17 protein-coding genes are annotated in these 21,260 nt (G+C 67.0%); 12 read left to right on the forward strand and 5 right to left on the reverse strand.

The features are described from left to right. Nucleotides 1–182 precede the first annotated feature (182 nt). From AC5QAB_RS00390 to AC5QAB_RS00415, 6 genes are all read left to right on the forward strand, one after another. The gene (locus AC5QAB_RS00390; protein WP_005410261.1) at nt 183–542 is read left to right on the forward strand and encodes a GntR family transcriptional regulator; all 360 of its coding nucleotides are present in this window, start codon (nt 183–185) and stop codon (nt 540–542) included. Then, on the forward strand, nt 542–1,417 hold the full coding sequence (locus tag AC5QAB_RS00395; RefSeq protein ID WP_014647691.1) for an ABC transporter ATP-binding protein: 876 nt from the start codon (nt 542–544) through the stop codon (nt 1,415–1,417). Before AC5QAB_RS00390 ends, AC5QAB_RS00395 begins: the two co-directional genes overlap by 1 nt. After that, complete coding sequence (locus tag AC5QAB_RS00400; RefSeq protein ID WP_197561553.1) at nt 1,414–2,442, forward strand: ABC-2 transporter permease; 1,029 nt, start codon at nt 1,414–1,416, stop codon at nt 2,440–2,442. Before AC5QAB_RS00395 ends, AC5QAB_RS00400 begins: the two co-directional genes overlap by 4 nt. Nucleotides 2,443–2,467: 25 nt before the next feature. Continuing rightward, nucleotides 2,468–3,355, forward strand: a complete 888-nt coding sequence (locus tag AC5QAB_RS00405) for a DUF4097 family beta strand repeat-containing protein (protein WP_197561552.1) — start codon at nt 2,468–2,470, stop codon at nt 3,353–3,355. A 30-nt stretch (nt 3,356–3,385) separates the two neighbouring features. Further along, nucleotides 3,386–3,991 carry a hypothetical protein gene (locus AC5QAB_RS00410; protein WP_197561551.1) on the forward strand — a complete coding sequence of 202 codons (606 nt, stop codon included), beginning with the start codon at nt 3,386–3,388 and terminating at the stop codon, nt 3,989–3,991. A 106-nt stretch (nt 3,992–4,097) separates the two neighbouring features. Further along, nucleotides 4,098–4,523 carry a hypothetical protein gene (locus AC5QAB_RS00415; protein WP_014647695.1) on the forward strand — a complete coding sequence of 142 codons (426 nt, stop codon included), beginning with the start codon at nt 4,098–4,100 and terminating at the stop codon, nt 4,521–4,523. 105 nt (nt 4,524–4,628) lie between these two features. Here AC5QAB_RS00415 and AC5QAB_RS00420 read toward each other — a convergent pair whose 3' ends face one another. After that, entirely contained in the window at nt 4,629–6,068 is a 1,440-nt protein-coding gene (locus AC5QAB_RS00420; RefSeq protein WP_197561550.1) for an aspartate ammonia-lyase, read from the reverse strand. A 293-nt stretch (nt 6,069–6,361) separates the two neighbouring features. On the opposite strand from AC5QAB_RS00420, the gene purB reads away from it, so the two are divergent. The 6 genes from purB (at nt 6,362) to lpdA (ending at nt 16,492) form a co-directional block, all read left to right on the forward strand. Further along, nucleotides 6,362–7,729 carry an adenylosuccinate lyase gene (gene purB / locus AC5QAB_RS00425; RefSeq protein WP_495233096.1) on the forward strand — a complete coding sequence of 456 codons (1,368 nt, stop codon included), beginning with the start codon at nt 6,362–6,364 and terminating at the stop codon, nt 7,727–7,729. Between the two features lie 671 nt (nt 7,730–8,400). Then, nucleotides 8,401–9,813 carry a JmjC domain-containing protein gene (locus tag AC5QAB_RS00430; RefSeq protein WP_495233097.1) on the forward strand — a complete coding sequence of 471 codons (1,413 nt, stop codon included), beginning with the start codon at nt 8,401–8,403 and terminating at the stop codon, nt 9,811–9,813. A gap of 9 nt (nt 9,814–9,822) precedes the next feature. Further along, a complete protein-coding gene (locus AC5QAB_RS00435; RefSeq protein ID WP_495233098.1) occupies nt 9,823–10,719 on the forward strand; it encodes a GNAT family N-acetyltransferase in 897 nt (298 codons plus the stop codon). Nucleotides 10,720–10,905: 186 nt separating this feature from the next. Further along, on the forward strand, nt 10,906–13,737 hold the full coding sequence (locus AC5QAB_RS00440; RefSeq protein WP_014647701.1) for a 2-oxoglutarate dehydrogenase E1 component: 2,832 nt from the start codon (nt 10,906–10,908) through the stop codon (nt 13,735–13,737). Nucleotides 13,738–13,777: 40 nt separating this feature from the next. After that, nucleotides 13,778–14,992 carry a dihydrolipoyllysine-residue succinyltransferase gene (gene sucB, locus AC5QAB_RS00445; protein WP_164109493.1) on the forward strand — a complete coding sequence of 405 codons (1,215 nt, stop codon included), beginning with the start codon at nt 13,778–13,780 and terminating at the stop codon, nt 14,990–14,992. A 63-nt stretch (nt 14,993–15,055) separates the two neighbouring features. Next, nucleotides 15,056–16,492 (forward strand): dihydrolipoyl dehydrogenase, encoded by a 1,437-nt coding sequence (gene lpdA / locus AC5QAB_RS00450; RefSeq protein ID WP_014647703.1) that lies wholly within the window; start codon nt 15,056–15,058, stop codon nt 16,490–16,492. A gap of 148 nt (nt 16,493–16,640) precedes the next feature. Here the strand turns inward: lpdA and AC5QAB_RS00455 are convergent, their stop codons facing one another. The 4 genes from AC5QAB_RS00455 to AC5QAB_RS00470 all read right to left on the reverse strand — a co-directional run bounded on the left by AC5QAB_RS00455 (nt 16,641) and on the right by AC5QAB_RS00470 (nt 21,154). Beyond that, complete coding sequence (locus AC5QAB_RS00455; protein ID WP_032958904.1) at nt 16,641–16,889, reverse strand: hypothetical protein; 249 nt, start codon at nt 16,887–16,889, stop codon at nt 16,641–16,643. Further along, nucleotides 16,886–17,098 carry a hypothetical protein gene (locus AC5QAB_RS00460; RefSeq protein ID WP_032958903.1) on the reverse strand — a complete coding sequence of 71 codons (213 nt, stop codon included), beginning with the start codon at nt 17,096–17,098 and terminating at the stop codon, nt 16,886–16,888. The genes AC5QAB_RS00455 and AC5QAB_RS00460 overlap by 4 nt, the downstream gene beginning before the upstream one ends. A gap of 220 nt (nt 17,099–17,318) precedes the next feature. After that, nucleotides 17,319–18,911, reverse strand: coding sequence for an alkaline phosphatase D family protein (locus AC5QAB_RS00465; RefSeq protein ID WP_197562033.1), 1,593 nt, complete (start codon nt 18,909–18,911; stop codon nt 17,319–17,321). Continuing rightward, nucleotides 18,911–21,154: a TonB-dependent receptor domain-containing protein gene (locus AC5QAB_RS00470; protein ID WP_197562034.1), complete on the reverse strand. Its 2,244-nt coding sequence runs from the start codon at nt 21,152–21,154 to the stop codon at nt 18,911–18,913. The genes AC5QAB_RS00465 and AC5QAB_RS00470 overlap by 1 nt, the downstream gene beginning before the upstream one ends. Nucleotides 21,155–21,260: the final 106 nt, after the last annotated feature.

The following is a 21,260-nucleotide window of genomic DNA, read 5'->3' on the forward strand; positions in this document are numbered from 1 at the left end:
CTGATCGTGCTGGCCTGGCTGGCCATGCCAACCGCCCCCGCCTCCGCCGACAGTGCGCAGGATGCATCCGTTTCGCCGGCCGGGAACGCCGATTCCTCCCCCCCTCCCCCGCGTCGGCTGCACAGCTCCCTGTCCATGCCGTATTTCTCGTTCGCACAGCCGCTGACCCCACGGAGCTGAATATGAGCGACATCCAGTGGAGCGACGGCGCTCCCATCTACCGTCAGTTGAAGGAGCGCGTGATCGCCATGATGCTCGACGGAATCCTCAAGCCGGGCGATGCCCTGCCTTCGGTGCGCCAGGTGGCCGCCGACTACCAGCTCAACCCCATCACCGTTTCGCGCGCTTACCAGGAACTGGCCGATGAAGGCCTGGTCGAGAAGCGCCGCGGCCTGGGCATGTTCATGACCGAGCAGGCGGCCACGCAGCTGCGCAGCAGCGAGCGCGAGCGCTTTCTCAATGAAGAATGGCCGGCGGTGCTGGAGCGCATCCAGCGCCTGGGCCTGAGCCTCGACGAATTGCTGCCCCAGGGGAAAGTCTGATGAATAGCACTGCAAGTGAACCGGTCATCACCGCCCGAGGCCTGCGCAAGGCCTACAAGACCACCGTGGCCCTCGACAATGCCAGCTTCAGCATTCCGAGCGGGCGCATCGTCGGCCTGATCGGGCCCAACGGCGCCGGCAAGACCACCGCGCTGAAGGCCATCCTCGGCCTGACCTCGGTGGAAGGTGAGTTGAGCGTGCTCGGCCGCGACCCGCGGCAGCACCGCGACGCGCTGATGAACGACATCTGCTTCATTGCCGACGTCGCCGTGCTGCCGCGCTGGCTGAAGGTCCGTGAAGCGATCGATTTCGTCGCCGGTGTCCATCCGCGCTTCGACCGTGCCCGCTGCGAGCGTTTCCTGGCCAACACCAAGCTGCAGCCGAAGCAGCGCGTGCGCGAACTGTCCAAGGGCATGATCGTGCAGCTGCACCTGGCGCTGGTGATGGCCATCGATGCGCGCATCCTGGTGCTGGACGAGCCCACCCTGGGCCTGGACATCCTGTACCGCAAGGAGTTCTACCAGCGCCTGCTGGAAGATTATTTCGACGAACAGAAGACCATCATCGTCACCACCCACCAGGTGGAGGAGATCGAGCACATCCTCAGCGACGTCATGTTCATCCGTGATGGTCGCATCGTGCTCGATGCAGAAATGGACGATGTCGGCCAGCGCTACACCGAGCTTCTGGTCAACGCCGACCAGCTGGAGACCGCGCGTGCGCTGAAGCCGATCGACGAGCGCAGCCTGACGTTCGGCAAGACCGTAATGCTGTTCGACGGTGTGCCGCGCACCCAGCTCTCCACCCTTGGCGAGACCCGCAGCCCGGGCCTGGCCGATCTGTTCGTCGCCATCATGAAGGGGACCTACGCATGACTGCCGTCAACCACCCCGTCAGCCCGATGGGCACCCTGCGCTGGCTGCTCAAGCGCGAGTACTGGGAGAACCGTGGCGGTTTCCTGTATGCGCCGCTGATCGCCGGCCTGATCTCGCTGGTGATGAGCACCGTCGGCATCGCCTTCGGCCTGTTCGCCCTGCACCGGGCCGCGCGTGATGGCGGCCTGCACATCGATGGCGAAGACGTGAACATCAACGGTCTGGACCTGGCCCTGCTGACCCGCGACATCAGCACCAAGGACCTGGCCGACCTCGGCAACGGCCTCGATCTGACCCTGGTGCTCAGCTCGGCCTGGCCGTTCCTGGTCCTGGCCTTCGTGGTGTTCTTCTACTGCCTGGGCGCCCTGTACGACGACCGCCGCGACCGCAGCATCCTGTTCTGGAAGTCACTGCCGCTGTCGGATACCCAGACCGTGCTGTCCAAGGTGATCAGCGCGCTGATCGTGGCCCCGCTGATCGCGGTGATCGCCGGCATCATCACCATGTTCGGCTTCATGCTGGTGATCAGCATCGTCGCGCTGATGCATGGCGGCAGCCCGATGACCCTGATCTGGGGCCCGGCCAGCCCACTGACCCTGGCTGCCGGTCACCTGGCCTGGATCCCGGTCTACGCCCTGTGGGCCCTGCCCACCGCCGGCTGGCTGCTGCTGTGCTCGGCCTGGGCCCGTACCAAGCCGTTCCTGTGGGCAGTGATGCTGCCGCTGTTCGCCGGCGTCATTGTCAGCACCACCAAGGTGATGCCGCTGATCGGCCTGACCACCGGCTGGTTCTGGCAGAACATCGTTGGCCGACTGCTGCTGGGCGGCGTACCGGGCACGGACCTGGTATATCGCCTCAGCGCAGACGAAGGCTCGCGCCGCGATCTCGAATCGGTGGTCAGCCTGATGTCGCCGGCCTCGCAGCTGAAGTCGCTGGCGATGCCGGAACTGTGGATCGGTGCCATCGTCGGTGCCGTGTTCATCGTCCTTGCCATCCGCCTGCGCAAGCGCGCCGGCGAGATCTGATCCCATCCACCCGGAGGCACCACCCATGCGTTCCCTGCTCGCCTGTTCTGCGTTGTTGCTGTTGCCGCTGTCGGCGCTTGCCGCCGATGCTCCGAACTGCAAGTTCACCGCCGCCCGCACGCTGAAGCTGGATGTGTCCGGCGCCAAGGCGGTGGTGCTGGAGGTGAACCAGCATGACCTGAAGGTCGTCGCCAGCAAGGGCGGTGGCCAGCTCGATGGCCGCGCCTGCGCCTCCAGCCAGGAATGGCTGGACCAGCTGGTACTGGACCAGCGCAGGGAAGGCGACAAGCTGGTCGTCAGCCTGCGCCGCGACGGCCGCCACAGCGGCATCAGCCTTGGCAACAGCTATGCCTGGCTGGACATCCGCGGCAGCGTGCCCGACAACCTGCCCCTGCAGCTCAAGGTCGGCTCCGGCGATGCCAGCGTGGACAATGCGCAATCGCTGAGCGTGGACGTCGGCTCCGGCGATGCCATTGTGCGCGGCACCCGCGGCAGCATCCACGCAGCGGTGGGTTCGGGCGACCTGGACATCGATGGTGGCAGTTCGCTGAACCTGCTGTCGCTGGGTTCCGGCGACGTCAAGGCGCGCAACATCGGTGGCGATGCGGTCACCGGCACCGTCGGCTCCGGTGACCTGAAGATCAGCGATGTCCGCGGCAACGCGCGGCTGGACACGGTCGGTTCCGGCGACATCGGATTCAAGCGCGTGCAGGGCAACATCGAGGTCGGCGTGATCGGCTCGGGCGATGTTGATCTGTCCGAGATCGGCGGCAACGTGCACGTGCGCAGCCACGGCTCGGGCGACATCCAGGTCGATGGCGTGCGCGGCAGCCTGACCGTCGACCACAGCGGCAGCGGCGATGTCGGCCACCGCAACGTCAGCGGCACGGTCACCCTGCCCCGCAACAAGTAACCGCCACCCGACCGATTCGAGGGAATTGCCATGAACCTGCTGCGCGTGCTGCCTGCCACCCTGCTGTGCCTGCCGCTGATCGCCTGCGGCGGCACTTCTTCCGCGCCCGACAAGACCGTCGGCAAGAGCGTCGCCGAGGCCACCAGCGGCGTCGGCCAGACCGTCAAGGAGGCCATGAATGATGCCCGCAAGGACATCACCCAGGGCAACATCAACATCTCCGCCGACAAGCAGCCGCGCGCGGAGATCACGCCGGATGGCCACCTGCTGATCGACGGCAAGGACGTACCTGCCAACGAAGCCCAGCGCCAGCGGTTGCTGGAGTACCGCAGCCACGTCGTCGCCATTGCGATGGACGGGATGGATGTCGGCCTGGCCGGCGCCAAGCTCGGCGCCAGCGCTGCCGGAGAGGCACTGAAGGGCATCTTCAGCGGCGACAGCGAAGGCATCGAGAAGCGGATCAACACCGAGGCCGAGAAGATCGAGGTGCAGGCCAAGCGCATCTGCAACCGCTTGCCGGCGATGCTGGCCAGCCAGCAGGCACTGGCGCGCGAGCTGCCGGCGTTCAAGCCTTACGCAACGATGGACCAGAGTGACGTCGACGACTGCGGCAAGGACACCGTGGTCCAGCGCTAGGCCTGTGACAGATCAGCGCACCCGGCCGGCAGCGGCGTCCCGCTGCCGGCCGTCGTGCGCCGGCCGGCTTACAATGGCGGCCCCGGAGGCCCCCGAACCGAATGCCATGAAGAAGTTGTTCCTGCTGCTGGCCGCCCTGCTCTGCCTGGGCCTGGTCGGCTGTGACAAGGATTACCGCAACCACCGCGCCGAGCGCGGCAAGCCAAAGATCTCCGTCAGCGAAGGCATGGTCACTGTGCGTCGCCCGCCGGCGCCGAACATCATCATCCTCGGCGATGGTTCGATGAAGGTGGACGAGATCCAGATTCCGCTGGACGAGGCACAGAAGCAGATGCTGCAGACCATGTTCGGCAAGCTGCAGGTGCTGCGCCAGAACACCCTGGTCGCCGCCCCGGCCGATCCCAACATGCAGCCGGTGAAGATCCAGCCGCCGGAAGGCATGGAAGTGATCCCGGCCGACCTGGTCCAGCGCATCCCCGAGTTCAAGGACTACACCGACACCTTCGGCAACATCGTCGCCGACCGTCGCTGAAAAAACGCCGCCCCCTGGGCGGCGTTTCCTCTTGTAGAACCGAGCCCATGCTCGGCCCAGGTCCAGGAAGCAACCGAGCATGGGCTCGGCCCTACGACCGGCAGATCAACCGCCGCCGCCACCGCCCCCCGCGTGGATGCCACCGGCAGTCAGTGCGGCCGGGTCCAGCAGGCGGCGCAGCTCGGCTTCATCCAGGCCGCTGTCCTCCAGCGCGACATCCAGCACCGGACGCTGCTCCTTGTAGGCACGCTTGGCAATCGCCGCCGCCTTCTCGTAGCCGATGATCGGGTTCAGCGCGGTGACCAGGATCGGGTTGCGCGCCAATGCTTCGGCAACGCGATCCTCACGCACCTTCAGCCCGGCAATCGCGCTGTCGGCCAGCAGGCGCGACACATTGGCCAGCAGGCCAATGCCATCCAGCAGGTTCACCGCGATCAGCGGCAGGGTGACATTGAGCTGGAAGTTGCCGGTCTGCCCGGCCACGGTGATCGCGGTGTGGTGGCCGATCACCTGCGCGCAGGCCATCACCGTCGCTTCCGGAATCACCGGGTTGACCTTGCCCGGCATGATCGAGCTGCCCGGCTGCAGCGCCGGCAGTTCGATCTCGCCCAGCCCGGCCAGCGGACCGGCGTTCATCCAGCGAAGATCGTTGGCGATCTTGATCAGCGCCACCGCCAGTGCATTGAGCTGGCCCGACAGTTCCACGGCGTCATCCTGCGCGGCCAGGCCCTCGAACTTGTTCTCGGCGCTGTCGAACTTGAACCCGGTCTGCTGCTTCAACGCCTTGGCCACCTGCGCGCCGAAGCGCGGGTCGGCGTTGATGCCGGTACCGATGGCGGTGCCGCCCAGCGGCAGCCGGCGCACACGCTTGAGGCTGTCTTCGATGCGTTCCTGTGCCGAGGCCAGCTGTGCCGACCATGCGCCGAATTCCTGCTCGAAGGTCAGCGGCATCGCATCCATCAGGTGCGTGCGGCCGGTCTTGACCACCTTGCGCAGGCTGCGGCCCTTCTTGTCGAGGGTCTTGCGCAGGTGCACCAGCGCCGGCAGCAGCTGCTCATGTGTCGCCAGTACCGCCGATACGCGCAACGCGGTCGGGATCACGTCATTGGAGCTCTGCCCCTGGTTGACGTGGTCATTGGGGTGCACCGCGGTCTTGCCCGCCTTGCCGGCACGGTTGGCCAGGGTGGCGATGACCTCGTTGGCATTCATGTTCGAGGACGTGCCAGAACCGGTCTGGTAGACGTCGATCGGGAACTGCGCGTCCCAGGTGCCGGCGGCCACTTCGGCGGCAGCGGTCTGGATGGCCTTGGCCACGTTCTTGGGCAGATGGCCCAGCTCGGCGTTGACGCCGGCGGCAGCGCCCTTGACCAGGCCCAGGGCACGGATGAAACCGCGCGGCATGCGCTGGCCCGACACTGGGAAATTCTGCACGGCACGCTGGGTCTGCGCGCCCCACAGGGCGTCGGCAGGCACCTGCAGCTCGCCCATGCTGTCATGTTCGATCCGGAATCCCGGGGTGGCACCCTTGCTTGCAGCTTTGCTCATTGCATCTACTCCGCACTACTTCAGTTGGGGAAAGGGAAGCGGCGGCTGGCAGGATGTCGCTTCCCGGGCTGGCGGCTGCGCCAACGATACTCCCTTGCCCGCAGCGTGGGATGACGAGGACGGGCCAGAACGTTTCATCCGCAGGGCCGTTCTGCGCGCGCAGGGAGTAGTGCCGGCCGCTGGCCGGCACGCCATGGAGGCGTGGCCGGGCGTGGTCGCCGGCCAGCGCCCGGCACTACCTCACCGGCACGTCGTAGAATATGGCCCCCGCCGCTCGTCCCAGCCCTGCCGACATGTCCGATTCCGCCCTGCTCGCCCTGTCCCCGCTCGATGGCCGCTATGCCGGCAAGGTCGACGCCCTGCGCCCGATCTTCTCCGAGTACGGCCTGATCAAGGCCCGCATCACGGTCGAAGTGGAGTGGCTGCTGGCCCTGGCCGCTGAGCCGGGCATCGTCGAGCTGGCGCCGTTCTCCGACGCTGCCATCGCCCGCCTGCGCACGCTGGCCACCAGCTTCAGCCCGGCCCAGGCCGCGCGCGTGAAGGAGATCGAGCGCACCACCAACCATGACGTCAAGGCGGTGGAGTACTTCATCAAGGAACAGCTGAAGGACGACACCGAGCTGGCCCCGGCGCTGGAATTCGTGCATTTCGCCTGCACCAGCGAAGACATCAACAACCTCAGCTACGGCCTGATGCTGGAACAGGCGCGCCGCGAGGTGCTGCTGCCGACCCTGGACGGCATCGCCAGCACCCTGCGCAGCCTGGCCCACGCCCAGGCCGGCCAGCCGATGCTGTCGCGCACCCACGGCCAGACCGCTTCGCCGACCACCCTGGGCAAGGAGCTGGCCAACGTGGTCGCCCGCCTGGAGCGCCAGCGCAGGCAGGTCGCCGCGGTCGAACTGACCGGCAAGATCAACGGCGCAGTGGGCAACTACAACGCCCACATCGCCAGCTACCCGGACGTGGACTGGCCGGCCTTCGCCGAGCGCTTCGTGACCGGCCTGGGCCTGGTGTTCAATCCGTACACCACGCAGATCGAGCCGCACGACAACATCGCCGAGATCGGCGATGCCGCACGCCGCGCCAACATCATCCTGATCGACCTGGCCCGTGACATCTGGGGCTACGTTTCGCTGGGTTACTTCAAGCAGCGCCTGAAGGAAGGCGAAGTCGGCTCGTCGACGATGCCGCACAAGGTCAATCCGATCGATTTCGAGAATGCGGAAGGCAACTTCGGCATCGCCAACGCGCTGTTCGAGCACTTCAGCGCGAAGCTGCCGATCAGCCGCTGGCAGCGTGACCTGACCGATTCCACCGTGCTGCGTGCGCTGGGCACCGCGTTCGGCCACAGCCAGGTGGCACTGGATTCGCTGGCCAAGGGCCTGGGCAAGCTGGAAGTGAACCCGCAGCGCCTGGACGCCGATCTGGACGCAGCCTGGGAAGTGCTGGCCGAGGCCGTGCAGACGGTGATGCGCCGCCACGGCCTGCCGAACCCGTACGAGCAGCTGAAGGCGCTGACCCGCGGCCAGGGCATCACCGCCGAGTCGATGCGTGCGTTCGTGCAGGGGCTGGAGCTGCCGGCGGATGCGAAGCAGCGCCTGCTGGAGATGACCCCGGGCAGCTACACCGGCCTGGCTGAGTCGCTGGCGAAGAAGATTTAAGGGGTTTCCTTTGCGGCGGCGGCCGCGGGCGCTGCCTGCGGCAGGCAACGGCAACGGCGACAGCAACATCAACGTCCAGAGCGGCTCTGGATTGCTGCTAGCTGGGCGGGGCGGGAGGGGCCAGCGGGACACGCCGTGAACCCATCCATGGGGGCTCGATGGCGCCATCCATGGCGCCAACGGTCCCGCTGGCCCCTCCCGCCCCACCTCTGACAGATTTCCGGTGACGGATCGAAGAGCGTGGGGTTGTCGGGACGGAATTTGAAAGAGGGACGCGGCTTCGCCGCGTCCCTCTTTTGTTTTGGGATGAGCAAGCGCAGCGCGCGACCCGCTGTTGCCTTTGATCTTCTTCTTTCCATTCCGTGGCGGGCCGCGCAGGAAACTGTCAGGGGCCGGGCGGGGTGGGTTCGCGGGACCGTTGGCGCCATGGATGGCGCCATCGAGCCCCCAGGGACGGGTTCACGGCGTGTCCCGCGAACCCACCCCGCCCGGCCCAGCCCATGAAGCCAGCGCTTTGCGCGACCAACCACCCCGCCACGAGGGGCTCCGCCGTTGGCCGGACACCCCGCGACAAACCACCGCACGTGCGCAATCCCGACGAACGGCGGACAATGGAACCCTTGGCGGCTCGCCACGCCGCCCCTCCCGCTTTCCGCTGCAAGGATTCCCCCATGGCCGCCCGCAAGTCCTCCGCCCCCCTGATCGAAGTCACCGCCCGCCCTGGCCAGCCGCTCGGCATGGCGCCGGCCACCTTCCTGCGCGACTTCTGGCAGAAGCGCCCGCTGCTGATCCGCAATGCCTTCCCGGATTTCCAGACCCCGGTACAGCCGGAAGACCTGGCCGGGCTGGCCTGCGAGGAAGGTGTGCTGGCGCGCCTGATCGAGCACGACAAGGCCCAGGACGGCTGGCGCGTGCGCACCGGCCCGTTCCAGGAAGACGTGTTCCCCGCCCTGCCCGACCACGACTGGACCCTGCTGGTGCAGGACGTGGACAAGTGGGACCCGGACGTGCGCGCCCTGATCGAGCACTTCAGCTTCCTGCCGCGCTGGCGCATGGATGACGTGATGATCAGCTTCGCCGCCACCGGCGGCTCGGTCGGCGCCCATGTCGACCAGTACGACGTGTTCCTGCTGCAGGCCCACGGCCACCGCCGCTGGCAGATCGATGCGAGCGAATCGATCAAGGGCAGGCAGCCGCCGCTGGGCTTCCGCCCGGACGTGGAGCTGAAGCTGCTGAAGGTGTTCAAGCCCACCCACGACTGGGTGCTGGCGCCGGGCGACATGCTGTACCTGCCGCCGAACGTGCCGCACCACGGCGTCGCCGAAGACCCCTGCCTGACCTTCTCGTTCGGCATGCGTGCGCCGTCTTCTGCCGAGCTGATCAGCGACTATCTGGACACCCTGATCGCCGATGCCGATGAGAACATCCGCTACCAGGATGCCGACCTGAAAGTGCCGGCCGACCCGAACGAAATCGACACGGTGGCGATGGCGCGGGTGATCACCGCCCTCAACGCCATCCGCATGAACGACCCGGACAAGCTGGGCGACTGGTTCGGCCGTTTCATCACCACCTACCGTGCAGCGGGCGAAGTGATGGCCCACCAGGCCGCGCCGGCCCCGGAGGAAGTGGTCCAGGCCCTGGCCTCGGGCATGCTGCTGCAGCGCCACCCGTGGGCCCGCCTGGCCTGGCGCCGGGCCAAGCGTGGCGCCAGCCTGTATGTCAGCGGCCAGGACTTCGCGCTGCCGGTGAAGGACGCGCAGCGCCTGGCCGGCGCCGAGCAGCTCGCCGCCGCCGCCTATCGCGGCCTGTCCGACAAGGGCCGTGCCGTGGTCCAGCAGCTGCTGGTCGGTGGTGTGTTCCAGCTGATCGACCCGAATGAGGTGTACGAGGCCGAAGACGAGGAAGACAGCGAGGATGCCGTGGTGCTCGGCGAGGTCGTCGAAGGCCGCGACCGCGTCGAGGCGATCGACGCCGACGCGGTGTCCGACGATGTCCACTCCGTGACCGTGCACGACGACGGTATCGAGGTCATCGTCAACTTCGAGTACGACGACGAAGACGACAGCACCGGCCGGGCCTGAGCCATCGTCATGATCCGGGTCCAGCAGGTCAGCCACGCCGACGCCCACGTTGCCATCCACGACGTGCGCCAACGCGTGTTCGTGCAGGAACAGGGCATCGCCGCCGAGCTGGAACGCGATGCGCTGGACCCGGTCAGTGCCCATGTGCTGGCGCTGGACAGTGACGACCAGCCGGTCGGCACCGGCAGGCTGGCTCCGGACGGCCGCATCGGCCGCATGGCCGTGCTGGCCACCCATCGCAGCAACGGGGTCGGCGAGGCCCTGCTGGCGGCCCTGGTCGAGGCCGGGCGCCGGCTCGGCCTGGCCGAACTTCACCTGCACGCCCAGCTGCCCGCGCGCGATTTCTATGCACGCCAGGGCTTCCTGCCCGAGGGCGAGGTGTTCGAGGAAGCCGGCATCGGACACCAGCAGATGCGCCGCCGGCTGGGCGTGGCCAGCGCCATCGACAGCCGCGCCGAAGCGGTGGCGATCACCACGGCCATCATCCACCGCGCCCGTCGCCAGCTGTGGCTGCACAGCCGCCAACTGGACCCGGGGCTGCTCGATGCGCCCCCGGTACAGTCCGCCCTGCGCCGCTTCGTCACCGCCCGCCACGACAAGCAGCTGCGGGTGATCGTGCACGACGCCGCCGCGATCGCGTCTGCCGGGTCGCCGCTGCTGGCGCTGGCCCAGCGCCTGCCCAGCGTGATCCAGTTCCGCGAGGTCAGCGATCCGGTCGACCGCGCGCTGGCCTCGGCCTGCCTGCTCAACGATGCGGGCGACTTCTACTTTCGTCTGATCGGCCATCGCCTCGACGGCGAGGCCGGCATCGCGGTGCCAGCACGTTCGCAGCCGTTCGAGCAGCAATTGCAGCGTGTCTGGGACCGTTCGCGCGTCTGCAGCGAACTGCGTGCGCTCGGCATCTGAGTCGGCACAGCCGACCGAACCTGTCTGGAACCGGCACCGGCGGACGCGGGATACCTGTGGTGGTGCCCCTTCGTGTCCGGTTGGGGGTACAATTTGGCTGTTTGAACGCGCCCGCGCAGGGCTATTCATCTTCCTGCCGGGTCCTTCTGAAGCCATACCCCACAAAGCGAATCAACACCCTCCATCGTGGACAATCAACTGAAGCAGTTTGCGCAATCTTCGCAACTCGCCGGCGGCAACGCCTCCTATGTCGAGGACCTGTACGAGCAGTACCTGGTCTCCCCGGATAGTGTCGATCCCAAATGGAAAACCTACTTCGACGGCTTCAAGGGCCGCGAAGCAGGTGACATTCCGCACTCGGCCGTCATCTCCCACATTGCGGACGCGGCCAAGGATGCGCTGAAGGCCGGTACCGGTAACGGTGCAGGCGACGAGCGCGAGCGCAATGTCGGTCGTCTGATCACCGCCTACCGTTCGCGCGGCCACCTGGACGCCCGCCTCGATCCGCTGGGCCTGGCCGCACCGGTCAACACCCCGGATCTGGGCCTGCCGTTCCACAGCCTGTCCGATGCCGACCTCAACAGCGAGTTCAGCACTGGCGGCGTCGGCGGCCAGCCGCGCATGAAGCTGCGCGACCTGCTGGCACGCCTGAAGGCGACCTACACCGGCTCGATCGGTGCGGAGTTCATGCACATCTCCGAGGTCGAGCAGCGCCAGTGGATCTACAAGAAGCTGGAAGCCGCCGGTGGCAACTACCAGCTGGACGCTGACACCCAGCGCCGCACCCTGGAGCGCCTGACTGCGGCCGAAGGCCTGGAGCGCTACCTGCACACCAAGTACGTCGGCCAGAAGCGGTTCTCGCTGGAAGGCGGCGATTCGCTGATCCCGATGATGGACACCATCATCCGCAACGCCGGCAAGGATGGCGTCAAGGACGTGGTGATCGGCATGGCCCACCGTGGCCGCCTGAACGTGCTGGTCAACACCCTGGGCAAGAACCCGCGCAAGCTGTTCGACGAGTTCGAAGGCAAGTTCGAGCACGACGAGCACGCTTCGGCCGGCGACGTGAAGTACCACATGGGCTTCTCCGCCGACGTCGCCACCGATGGCGGCCCGGTGCACCTGGCGCTGGCGTTCAACCCGTCGCACCTGGAAATCGCCGACCCGGTCGTGGCCGGTTCCGTGCGTTCGCGCCAGGAGCGCCGCAAGGACACCGCACGCAAGCAGGTCATGCCGATCCTGATCCACGGCGACGCGGCCTTCTCCGGCCAGGGCGTGGTCATGGAACTGTTCCAGATGTCGCAGGCCCGCGGCTTCGCCGTCGGCGGCACCGTGCACATCGTGGTCAACAACCAGGTCGGCTTCACCACCTCCAACCCGCTGGATACGCGTTCCACGCGCTATGCCACCGACGTGGCGAAGATGATTGCCGCCCCGGTGCTGCACGTGAACGGCGATGACCCGGAAGCAGTGGTGTTCGCCGCACAGCTGGCCTTCGAATTCCGCCAGACGTTCGCCAAGGACGTGGTCATCGACCTGATGTGCTACCGCCGCTGGGGCCACAACGAGGCCGACGAACCGGCGATCACCCAGCCGCTGATGTACCAGGTGATCCGCAAGCACCCGACCACCCGCGAGATGTACGCCGAGCAGCTGGAAAAGGCGGGCGTGATCGCCGCCGGCGCCGGCAAGGCGATGGTCGATGCCTACCGCGAGAAGCTGGACGCCGGTGAAGTGACCACCGAGCTGGCCAAGGTCGAGAAGACCCCGCCGAGCAGCCCGCTGTTCGTCGATTGGCCGAAGCTGCTGGAAGGCAAGCTGTCCGACCCGGTCTCGACCAAGGTCGAGAAGAACAAGCTGGTCGAGCTGGCCAAGCTGATCAACACCATTCCCGATGAAGTGCAGCTGCACTCGCGCGTGGCCAAGGTCTATGACGACCGCCGCAAGATGGCCGCCGGCGAGATCCCGGGCGACTGGGGCTTTGCCGAGAACCTGGCCTACGCCACCCTGCTCGACGAAGGCCATGCACTGCGCCTGGTCGGCCAGGACGTGGGCCGCGGTACGTTCACGCATCGCCACGCGATCCTGCACGACCAGAAGACCGACAACTACTACATGCCGCTGCGGCAGCTGGTGGATTCGCCGGAGAAGGCCACCGTCATCGATTCGCTGCTGAGCGAAGAAGCGGTGATGGCCTACGAGTACGGCTTCTCCACCACCGATCCGAACACGCTGTGCATCTGGGAAGGCCAGTTCGGCGACTTCGCCAACGGTGCCCAGGTGGTGATCGACCAGTTCATCGCCGCCGGTGAAGCCAAGTGGGGCCGCATTTCCGGCCTGACCCTGCTGCTGCCGCATGGCTATGAAGGGCAAGGCCCGGAACACAGCTCGGCGCGCCTGGAGCGCTTCCTGCAGCTGTGTGCGCTGGAGAACATGCTGGTGGTCGTGCCGTCGACCCCGGCCCAGGCCTTCCACATGCTGCGTCGCCAGCTGCACATGACCACCCGCAAGCCGCTGGTGGTGATGTCGCCGAAGTCGCTGCTGCGCCACAAGCTGGCCGTGTCGACCCTGGACGAGCTGGCCAACGGCGAGTTCCAGCACCTGATCGGCGACGCCAACGCAGACGCCAAAAAGGTCAAGCGCGTGGTGCTGTGCTCGGGCAAGGTCTATTACGACCTGCTGGAGGACCAGATCAAGCGTGGCCAGGACGACGTGGCGATCATCCGCGTGGAGCAGCTGTATCCGTTCCCGCGTGCGCTGCTGGCGGCCGAACTGAAGAAGTACGGCAAGGCCACCGACGTGGTGTGGACGCAGGAAGAACCGCAGAACCAGGGCGCGTGGTACCAGATCCGCCACCACCTGCAGTTCTGCCTGGCCGATGGCCAGAACCTGCACTACGCCGGTCGCGCACGTTCGGCCTCGCCGGCTGCCGGTCACATGGCTGACCACGTCCGCGAGCAGCAGCAGCTGATCGCCGACGCACTGGTCAACCCGTTCAACGACACGTTCGCTGAATAATCCTCCCCCTATTTAGAAGACAAACCAGGAAGCTCCCGCAATGGCCACCGAAGTCAAAGCCCCGGTACTGCCCGAATCCGTCGCCGACGGCACCATCGCCACCTGGCACAAGAAGGTGGGCGACGCTGTCAAGCGCGACGAAAACCTGCTTGACCTGGAAACCGACAAGGTCGTCCTGGAAGTGCCGTCGCCGGTCGACGGCGTGCTGAAGGAAATCAAGTTCGCCGAAGGCTCGACCGTGACCTCCAGCCAGGTCGTGGCGATCATCGAGGAAGGCGCCGTTGCAGCTGCTCCGGCACCGACCGCCGAGGCCGCTCCGGCCGCTGCTCCGGCCGCTGCTCCGGCCGCCGCCGCTCCGGCTCCGGCCGCTGCCGCTGCGCCGGCCCCGGCCGCCAAGTCGGCCGCCGATGCGCTGCCGCCGGGCGCCCGCTTCACCGCCATCACTGAAGGCGTGAACCCGGCCGATGTCGACGGCACCGGCCGTCGCGGCGCGGTCACCAAGGAAGACATCGTCAACTTCGCCCGCAACGGCGGCGCCGGCAAGGCCGGTGGCGCACGCCCGGAAGAGCGCGTGCCGATGACCCGCATCCGCAAGCGCATCGCCGAGCGCCTGATGGAGTCGAAGAACTCCACCGCGATGCTGACCACCTTCAACGAAGTCGACCTGTCCAAGGTGTCGGCGGCGCGCAAGGAACTGCAGGACGAGTTCGTCAAGGCACACGGCATCAAGCTGGGCTTCATGAGCTTCTTCGTGAAGGCCGCCGCCAACGCGCTGCAGCGCTTCCCGCTGGTCAACGCCTCGATCGACGGCGACGACATCATCTATCACGGCTACTCGGACATCTCGATCGCCGTCTCGACCGAGAAGGGCCTGGTCACGCCGGTGCTGCGCAACGTCGAGCGCATGTCGTTCGCCGACATCGAGAAGACCATCGCCGACTACGCCAAGAAGGCCCGTGACGGCAAGCTGGGCCTGGAAGAACTGCAGGGCGGCACCTTCACCGTGACCAACGGCGGCACCTTCGGTTCGCTGCTGTCGACCCCGATCATCAACCCGCCGCAGAGCGCCATCCTGGGCATGCACGCCATCAAGGAGCGTCCGATCGCCCAGAACGGCCAGGTCGTGATCGCGCCGATGATGTACCTGGCGCTGTCCTACGACCACCGCATCATCGACGGCAAGGACTCGGTGCAGTTCCTGGTGGACATCAAGAACCAGCTGGAAAACCCGGGCCGCATGCTGTTCGGCCTGTAAGACACCTCCCGCCCCTCCGCGCCTGCGCGGAGGGGTTCTGGTAATGCATCAAGGAATAATTCAATGGCTGAACAATTCGACGTCGTCGTCATCGGTGCCGGCCCGGCCGGTTACCACGCTGCCATCCGCGCGGCCCAGCTGGGCCTGAAGACCGCCTGCATCGATGCAGCGCTGGGCAAGGACGGCAAGCCGGCCCTCGGCGGCACCTGCCTGCGCGTGGGCTGCATCCCGTCCAAGGCGCTGCTGGATTCCTCGCGCCAGTTCTGGAACATGGGCCACATCTTTGGCGACCACGGCATCAGCTTCAAGGATGCCAAGATCGACGTCGAGGCGATGGTTGGCCGCAAGGACAAGATCGTCAAGCAGTTCACCGGCGGCATCGGCATGCTGTTCAAGGCCAACAAGGTCGCCGCCTACTACGGCTTCGGTGAACTGCAGCCGGGCAACGTGGTCAAGGTCACCCAGCATGACGGTTCCATCGTCGAGCTGAAGGGCACCAACGTCATCATCGCGGCCGGTTCGGATTCGATCGAACTGCCGTTCGCCAAGTTCGACGGCGAGACCATCGTCGACAACGTTGGCGGCCTGGACTTCACCGAAGTGCCGAACCGCCTGGCCGTGATCGGCGCCGGCGTGATCGGCCTGGAACTGGGCAGCGTGTGGAAGCGCCTGGGCGCTGAAGTCACCATCCTGGAAGCCATGCCGGAGTTCCTGGCGGCTGCCGATGCCGAAGTGGCCAAGGCGGCTGCCAAGGAATTCAAGAAGCAGGGCCTGGACATCAAGCTCAATGCCAAGGTCTCCAAGACCGAGATCACCGGCAAGGGCAAGAAGAAGGAAGTCATCGTCACCTACACCGACGCGGAAGGCGAAAAGACCCTGACCGTGGACAAGCTGCTGGTGGCCGTTGGCCGTCGCGCCGCCACCAAGGGCCTGCTGGCCGAAGGCACCGGCGTCAAGATCAACGAGCGCGGCCAGATCGAAGTCGATGCGCACTGCCACACCGGCGTCAACGGTGTGTGGGCAGTCGGCGACTGCGTGCGCGGCCCGATGCTGGCGCACAAGGGCTTCGAGGAAGGCATCGCGGTGGCAGAGCTGATCGCCGGCCTGCCGGGCCACGTCAACTTCGACACCATCCCGTGGGTCATCTACACCGAACCGGAACTGGCCTGGGTCGGCAAGACCGAAGCGCAGCTGAAGGCCGAAGGCATTCCGTACAAGGCCGGCAGCTTCCCGTTCGCCGCCAACGGCCGTGCCGTGGCGATGATCGAGCCGGCAGGCTTCGTGAAGATCCTGGCCCATGCCGAAACCGATCGCATCCTCGGCATGCACCTGGTCGGCGCCAACGTCTCCGAGCTGGTGCACGAAGGCGTGCTGACCATGGAGTTCAGCGGTTCGGCCGATGACCTGGCCCGCATCTGCCACGCCCACCCGTCGCTGTCGGAAGTGGTCCACGACGCGGCGATGGCGGTCAGCAAGCGCGCCATCCACAAGGCGAACTGATCGGCATCATGGTAGGTGCCGACCGTTGGTCGGCACTCACCTGCAGACGAAAAACCCCGCCCCGGCGGGGTTTTTTGTTGCCCGTTTCCCTGTAGCGCCGAGCCCACGCTCGGCTGCCCTGCAAAGGCCGCCGAGCATGGGCTCGGCGCTACACCTTTCCAGCCGGCTTCTTCGGTGGATCCTCACAGACCCTGTGCTGTACCACCGTATCGCCGGCCTTCCATTGCTTGACCACCCGGCAGCGCGCCTCGGCTTTCGGCGCAGGGACCGCCGCTGCATTGGCTTCGTCAGCCGCAGCGCTCTGCTCGCGCTCCAGCCACGCCGACGGGGGTGCCGGGGGTGCGGCCAGCACCGGGCCTGGCAACAGGACCAGACCGGCCAGCAGCACCCTCCTCATGCGGGAACCGCCCGGCCGCCAAGCAACCGCGCCGGCAGCATGAACAGCGCTCGCAGGAAGGCGAACAACGCCGAGAAGGTGATGCCGACCAGGCGGAACGGCAGGCTCAGCAGCCACACGAGCGGCCAGGCGATCAGGGCGAGGATCGCCAGCGGCCAGCACAGCACGAACAGCAGGCACCACACACCGAGCGCGAACAGGGTCTTCATCACGGTCTCCTTGGGGCGGCACCCTGCCGCCTGCGGACACCTTGGCGCCCCGCCCTCGCCGCCGGCAAACGGTTTGCGACGAAACCCGGGCTGGGGGCGATGAAATCCGGTGCAGGGCCGTCGTTGTAGAGCCGAGCCTACGCTCGGCTGCTCATGGGAATGTGCGGACCAACGGTCCGCACCCACCGGAGGCAGAGAGCAGCCGAGCGTGGGCTCGGCTCTACAGGAGCTGCACCGCGCCCGGGCGGCCATGGGTCACCTGGAATCGCGCCGCGGTACGCACTGCGGCATCCGGGCGCAGCACGCTGTCGGCGAAGCGCAGCTCGGCATCCACGGTCTGCCGGTTCAGCTGCAGCTTCCACCAGCCGCGGCGGTCGCCGTCGAAATAGCGGATATGCGGGTTCTGCGGAATCGATGGCCCGTAGTACGGCCCGTACGGCGTGTCGTCGCCGCCACTGCTGATCGCCGGGGCGATGAATTCGGTGGCCACGACCGGCGCGCTGGCCGCGTCGAAATCCAGCTTCAGGTCGTTGACGAAGGTGGAATGCCAGTCGCCGCCCAGCACGATGGCATTGCCCTGCCCGCCCGCCTGCATCGCCTGCAGCAGACGCCTGCGTGCGGCGGGATAGCCATCCCACGCGTCGTTCCAGAAGCGCTCGCGTGGCGTGCCGCCGTCCAGCCGCAGCTGCGACATCAGCAGCTGCTGCACCACCACGTTCCAGCGCGTGCCCTGCGCGGCGGCCATCGACTGCGTGAACCACGCTTCCTGCCCCGTGCCGAGCATGCTCATGCGTGGATCCAGCGCCGCTTCGCAGCGCGGTGACTCGCCCACACCGCAGGGATTGGCCGGGCGGAACTGGCGGCAGTCGAGCAGGGTCAGCTGTGCCAGATCGCCGTAACGCAGGCGCCGGTGCACGCGCAGGCCGCCATTGCCCGCAGGCGAGCTGCGCATCGGCAGGTGTTCGTAGAACGCGCGGTAGGCCGCCGCGCGGCGAACGATGAAGTCCTCGATCGACACGCCGGGCTTCTCCGGATGGATGCCCGAGTAGTCGTTCTGCACCTCGTGATCGTCCCAGATCACCGCGAAGGCGTGTGCGGCATGGGCCGCCTGCAGATCCGGGTCGAGCTTGTACAGCGCGTACTGGTCACGGTAGCGCTCCAGGCTCACCGTCTCGCCACTGAAACGCGCCGCGTCCAGCATGGTGCCACGCACGTTCTGCAGCGGGCTGTATTCGTACAGGTAGTCGCCGGCATGCAGCACGAGGTCGACATCGCTCCGTGCGATATCACGCAGCACCGGGTAGTAGCCACTGTTCCAGGCCTGGCAGGTGCACAGGGCCAGCCGCAGCTGCTGCAGCTGCGTGTCCGGTAGCGACGCGGTGCGGAAGTGGCCGACCGCGCTTTCCTCATCGCCATCGCAGGCGAAGCGGTAGTAGTAGTCGCGGCCCGGGCGCAGGCCATTGACCTCCACGTGCACCGAATGGGCCAGCTCCGGCACCGCAGCAGCGACGCCCCGCTGTACCAGCCGGCGCATGCCGGCGTCTTCGGCCACGAACCAGCGCACCGGCACCGCCCGCGACGGCATGCCGCCGCCGTTGAGCGGGTCCGGCGCCAGCCGCGTCCACAACACGGCCCCCTGTGGATCCGGATCACCGGCGGCGACACCAAGGGTGAACGGATCACGCCCCAGCCGCGGCCGTGGGCCGGCCGTGGCCAGCCCCGGCATCGCCGCCAGCGCGATCGCCGCCCCCGTGCCCCGCCACGCCATGCGCAGCAGGCGACGACGGCGTTCCGGATCCACAGGCCCGCGCATCAGAAGCGCACGGTGGCGGTGGCCATCACCTGCCGCGGCGCGCCGACCTGCATGGTCGCCAGGCTGCGGGTCGGGTCGGCGGCGTAGGTGCCGTTGGTGTTGATCGAGGACAGGTAGCGCTTGTCCGTCAGGTTGGTCAGGTTCAGCGCCACGGTCAGGTTCTGCGCCGGGCCCAGCGCGCCGAAGTCATAGGCCACGGAGGCATTGACCAGCCAGTAGCTCGGCACCGACTCGTCGTTGGTATAGGTCACGTAGCGCTTGCCGACGTGGTTGGCCGACAGGCGCATGTCCCACGGGCCCGGGGTCCAGGCCAGGGTGCTGGCGAACATCCATTCGGGGGTGTCGACGGTCTTCTTGCCGCGGGTCGGCACCACGCCATTGTTCACGTAGTCGTTGTCGTAGGTGCTGTCATTCCAGGACAGCGCGTTGGACCAGGCCAGGTCCTGCATCGGCTTCAGCTGCAGGGTCGCCTCGGCGCCGCGGCTGGTCACCGAACCGACGTTGGAGAACAGCGCCGGGCAGCCGAGGATGCCCACGCACTGGGCGATCGCCAGCAGGCGGTTGTCGAACTTGACGTCGTACACCGCAACCGAGGCTTCATAGCCCTGGCCGTAGCCGCGCCAGCCCAGCTCGAGGGTGCGCGACTGTTCCGGCTTCAGGTCCTGCGCGCTGGCATCGAACGCCGCCTGCGGCACGTTGAACGGGCTGCCCACGCCCAGCGCATAGGCGGCGACGTTCTTTGCGAACGAACCGAAGATCTCGTTGCCTTCGTTGAGCTTGAAGTTGAAACCCGCCTGAGGCAGCAGGCCCTTCTTCGAGGTCAGGCTGCTGTTGCTGGCATAGCTGCCCAGCGGCGTGCGCACGCGGGTGCGGGTGTGCGGTGACTTGGCGCCGACGTCGATGGTCAGGCGGTCATCGAACAGGCGGAAGCGGTCCTGCACGTAGAACTGGCGGGTAATGGTGGTGTGGCGCTGGTGCCACACGCGCTGGTCCGGGTTGCGCAGGAAGAAGTCGTCGGTGACCGGGCCGTCGATGTAGTAGAAGTTGCGCTGCACGCTGTGGCCGTTGTCCTCGTACCAGAGGCCGGCTTCCAGGTCGTGGCCGCCCACGTTCCAGATGAATGCCGAGGTCACGCCGGTACGGTCGATCGCGTACTCGGTGGTGCGGATCGAAATCGGAATCTCGCGACCGGTGCCCGGGTTGGACGGATTGGACGGGCTGAACCAGTGGCCCTGGCCACGGTTGCTGTGGTTGTAGACGTTGACCTTCAGCCGCATCGACTCGTTCAGGCCGAAATCGCCGGCGATGCTGGACAGGTCATCGTTGCGCAGGCCGTGGCCGGAGTAGTACGCATCCCAGGGGCTGTTGACGCCGCCCGTGAACCTGCCGCGCGCGGCGGCGACGGCACGATCCCAGTCCGGCGCGTAGTTGTCCCAGTCCCAGCCAAGGCGATCGATCATCTCCAGCGACAGGTCCTGGTAGTCCGCCTCGACGCGGCGCGAGGCGTTGAACAGCGCGGTGATCCTGCTGTCCGTTCCGAAATTGTAGGTGGCCTTGCCGTTGAACTGTTTCAGCTCCTGCGAGCCCTTGCCCTTCCACTTGTCGCCTTCGGAGTACACGCCGGACAGATAGGCCGCAAAGCCCTGGTGCTCACCGGTCTCCAGGCGCGCATAGCTGCGCCGCGCGCTGTCGCTGCCGAAGCCCTGCGCCAGCACCACGCCGTACTCGGTGGACGGATCGATCGAATAGAACTGGAACACGCCACCGAGGTTGCTGGTGGACGGCGTACCCAGCGCGCCGATGCCGGTGGACACTTCGGCTCCGCCCAGGTTCTCGCTGATCACGGCACGGCTGATGTGCAGGCCGTTGCTGTTGCCATAGGCCATGTTGCCCAGCGGGATGCCATCGAGCGTGTAGCCCAGGCGGCTCTGGTTGAAGCCACGCAGGCTGATGGTGGTGGACCATTCGTAGGCGCCGGTGGCATCGGCCGACTCGAAGTGAACGCCCGGCTTGCTGGCCAGCAGCTTCAGGGGGTTCGCACCGGGCGGCAGGATCTTCATGTCCTCGGCGGTCACGCGCTGCACCTGGCGGGCTTCGCCGCGGCCGATCACCGAGATCGAATCGAGGGTGGTCGCCGACGGCGCGTCGGGGGCGGGGGCGGGTTCAGCGGCAGCGAGCGACGGCAGCGAAGCACAGACCAGCAGGGCCAGCAGATTGCGGCGATGCGAAGCGTGGGACGACATGGAGGTGGATTCCTTGGGCACGCTGGACGCCGAAGGGCGGCGTCGAAGGGCAGCAGCGGCGGAATCGTAGAAGCGGCGCGTTACATGTCATTTACACGCCACATGC

Source organism: Stenotrophomonas sp. YJH_SMC_127 (assembly GCF_059372445.1).

Coding starts and splice junctions, on each gene's coding strand:
- AC5QAB_RS00390 (WP_005410261.1), top strand. CDS start 183: ATGAGCGACATCCAGTGGAGCGACGGCGCTCCCATCTACCGTCAGTTG.
- AC5QAB_RS00395 (WP_014647691.1), top strand. CDS start 542: ATGAATAGCACTGCAAGTGAACCGGTCATCACCGCCCGAGGCCTGCGC.
- AC5QAB_RS00400 (WP_197561553.1), top strand. CDS start 1,414: ATGACTGCCGTCAACCACCCCGTCAGCCCGATGGGCACCCTGCGCTGG.
- AC5QAB_RS00405 (WP_197561552.1), top strand. CDS start 2,468: ATGCGTTCCCTGCTCGCCTGTTCTGCGTTGTTGCTGTTGCCGCTGTCG.
- AC5QAB_RS00410 (WP_197561551.1), top strand. CDS start 3,386: ATGAACCTGCTGCGCGTGCTGCCTGCCACCCTGCTGTGCCTGCCGCTG.
- AC5QAB_RS00415 (WP_014647695.1), top strand. CDS start 4,098: ATGAAGAAGTTGTTCCTGCTGCTGGCCGCCCTGCTCTGCCTGGGCCTG.
- AC5QAB_RS00420 (WP_197561550.1), bottom strand. CDS start 6,068: ATGAGCAAAGCTGCAAGCAAGGGTGCCACCCCGGGATTCCGGATCGAA.
- purB (WP_495233096.1), top strand. CDS start 6,362: ATGTCCGATTCCGCCCTGCTCGCCCTGTCCCCGCTCGATGGCCGCTAT.
- AC5QAB_RS00430 (WP_495233097.1), top strand. CDS start 8,401: ATGGCCGCCCGCAAGTCCTCCGCCCCCCTGATCGAAGTCACCGCCCGC.
- AC5QAB_RS00435 (WP_495233098.1), top strand. CDS start 9,823: ATGATCCGGGTCCAGCAGGTCAGCCACGCCGACGCCCACGTTGCCATC.
- sucB (WP_164109493.1), top strand. CDS start 13,778: ATGGCCACCGAAGTCAAAGCCCCGGTACTGCCCGAATCCGTCGCCGAC.
- lpdA (WP_014647703.1), top strand. CDS start 15,056: ATGGCTGAACAATTCGACGTCGTCGTCATCGGTGCCGGCCCGGCCGGT.
- AC5QAB_RS00455 (WP_032958904.1), bottom strand. CDS start 16,889: ATGAGGAGGGTGCTGCTGGCCGGTCTGGTCCTGTTGCCAGGCCCGGTG.
- AC5QAB_RS00460 (WP_032958903.1), bottom strand. CDS start 17,098: ATGAAGACCCTGTTCGCGCTCGGTGTGTGGTGCCTGCTGTTCGTGCTG.
- AC5QAB_RS00465 (WP_197562033.1), bottom strand. CDS start 18,911: ATGCGCGGGCCTGTGGATCCGGAACGCCGTCGTCGCCTGCTGCGCATG.
- AC5QAB_RS00470 (WP_197562034.1), bottom strand. CDS start 21,154: ATGTCGTCCCACGCTTCGCATCGCCGCAATCTGCTGGCCCTGCTGGTC.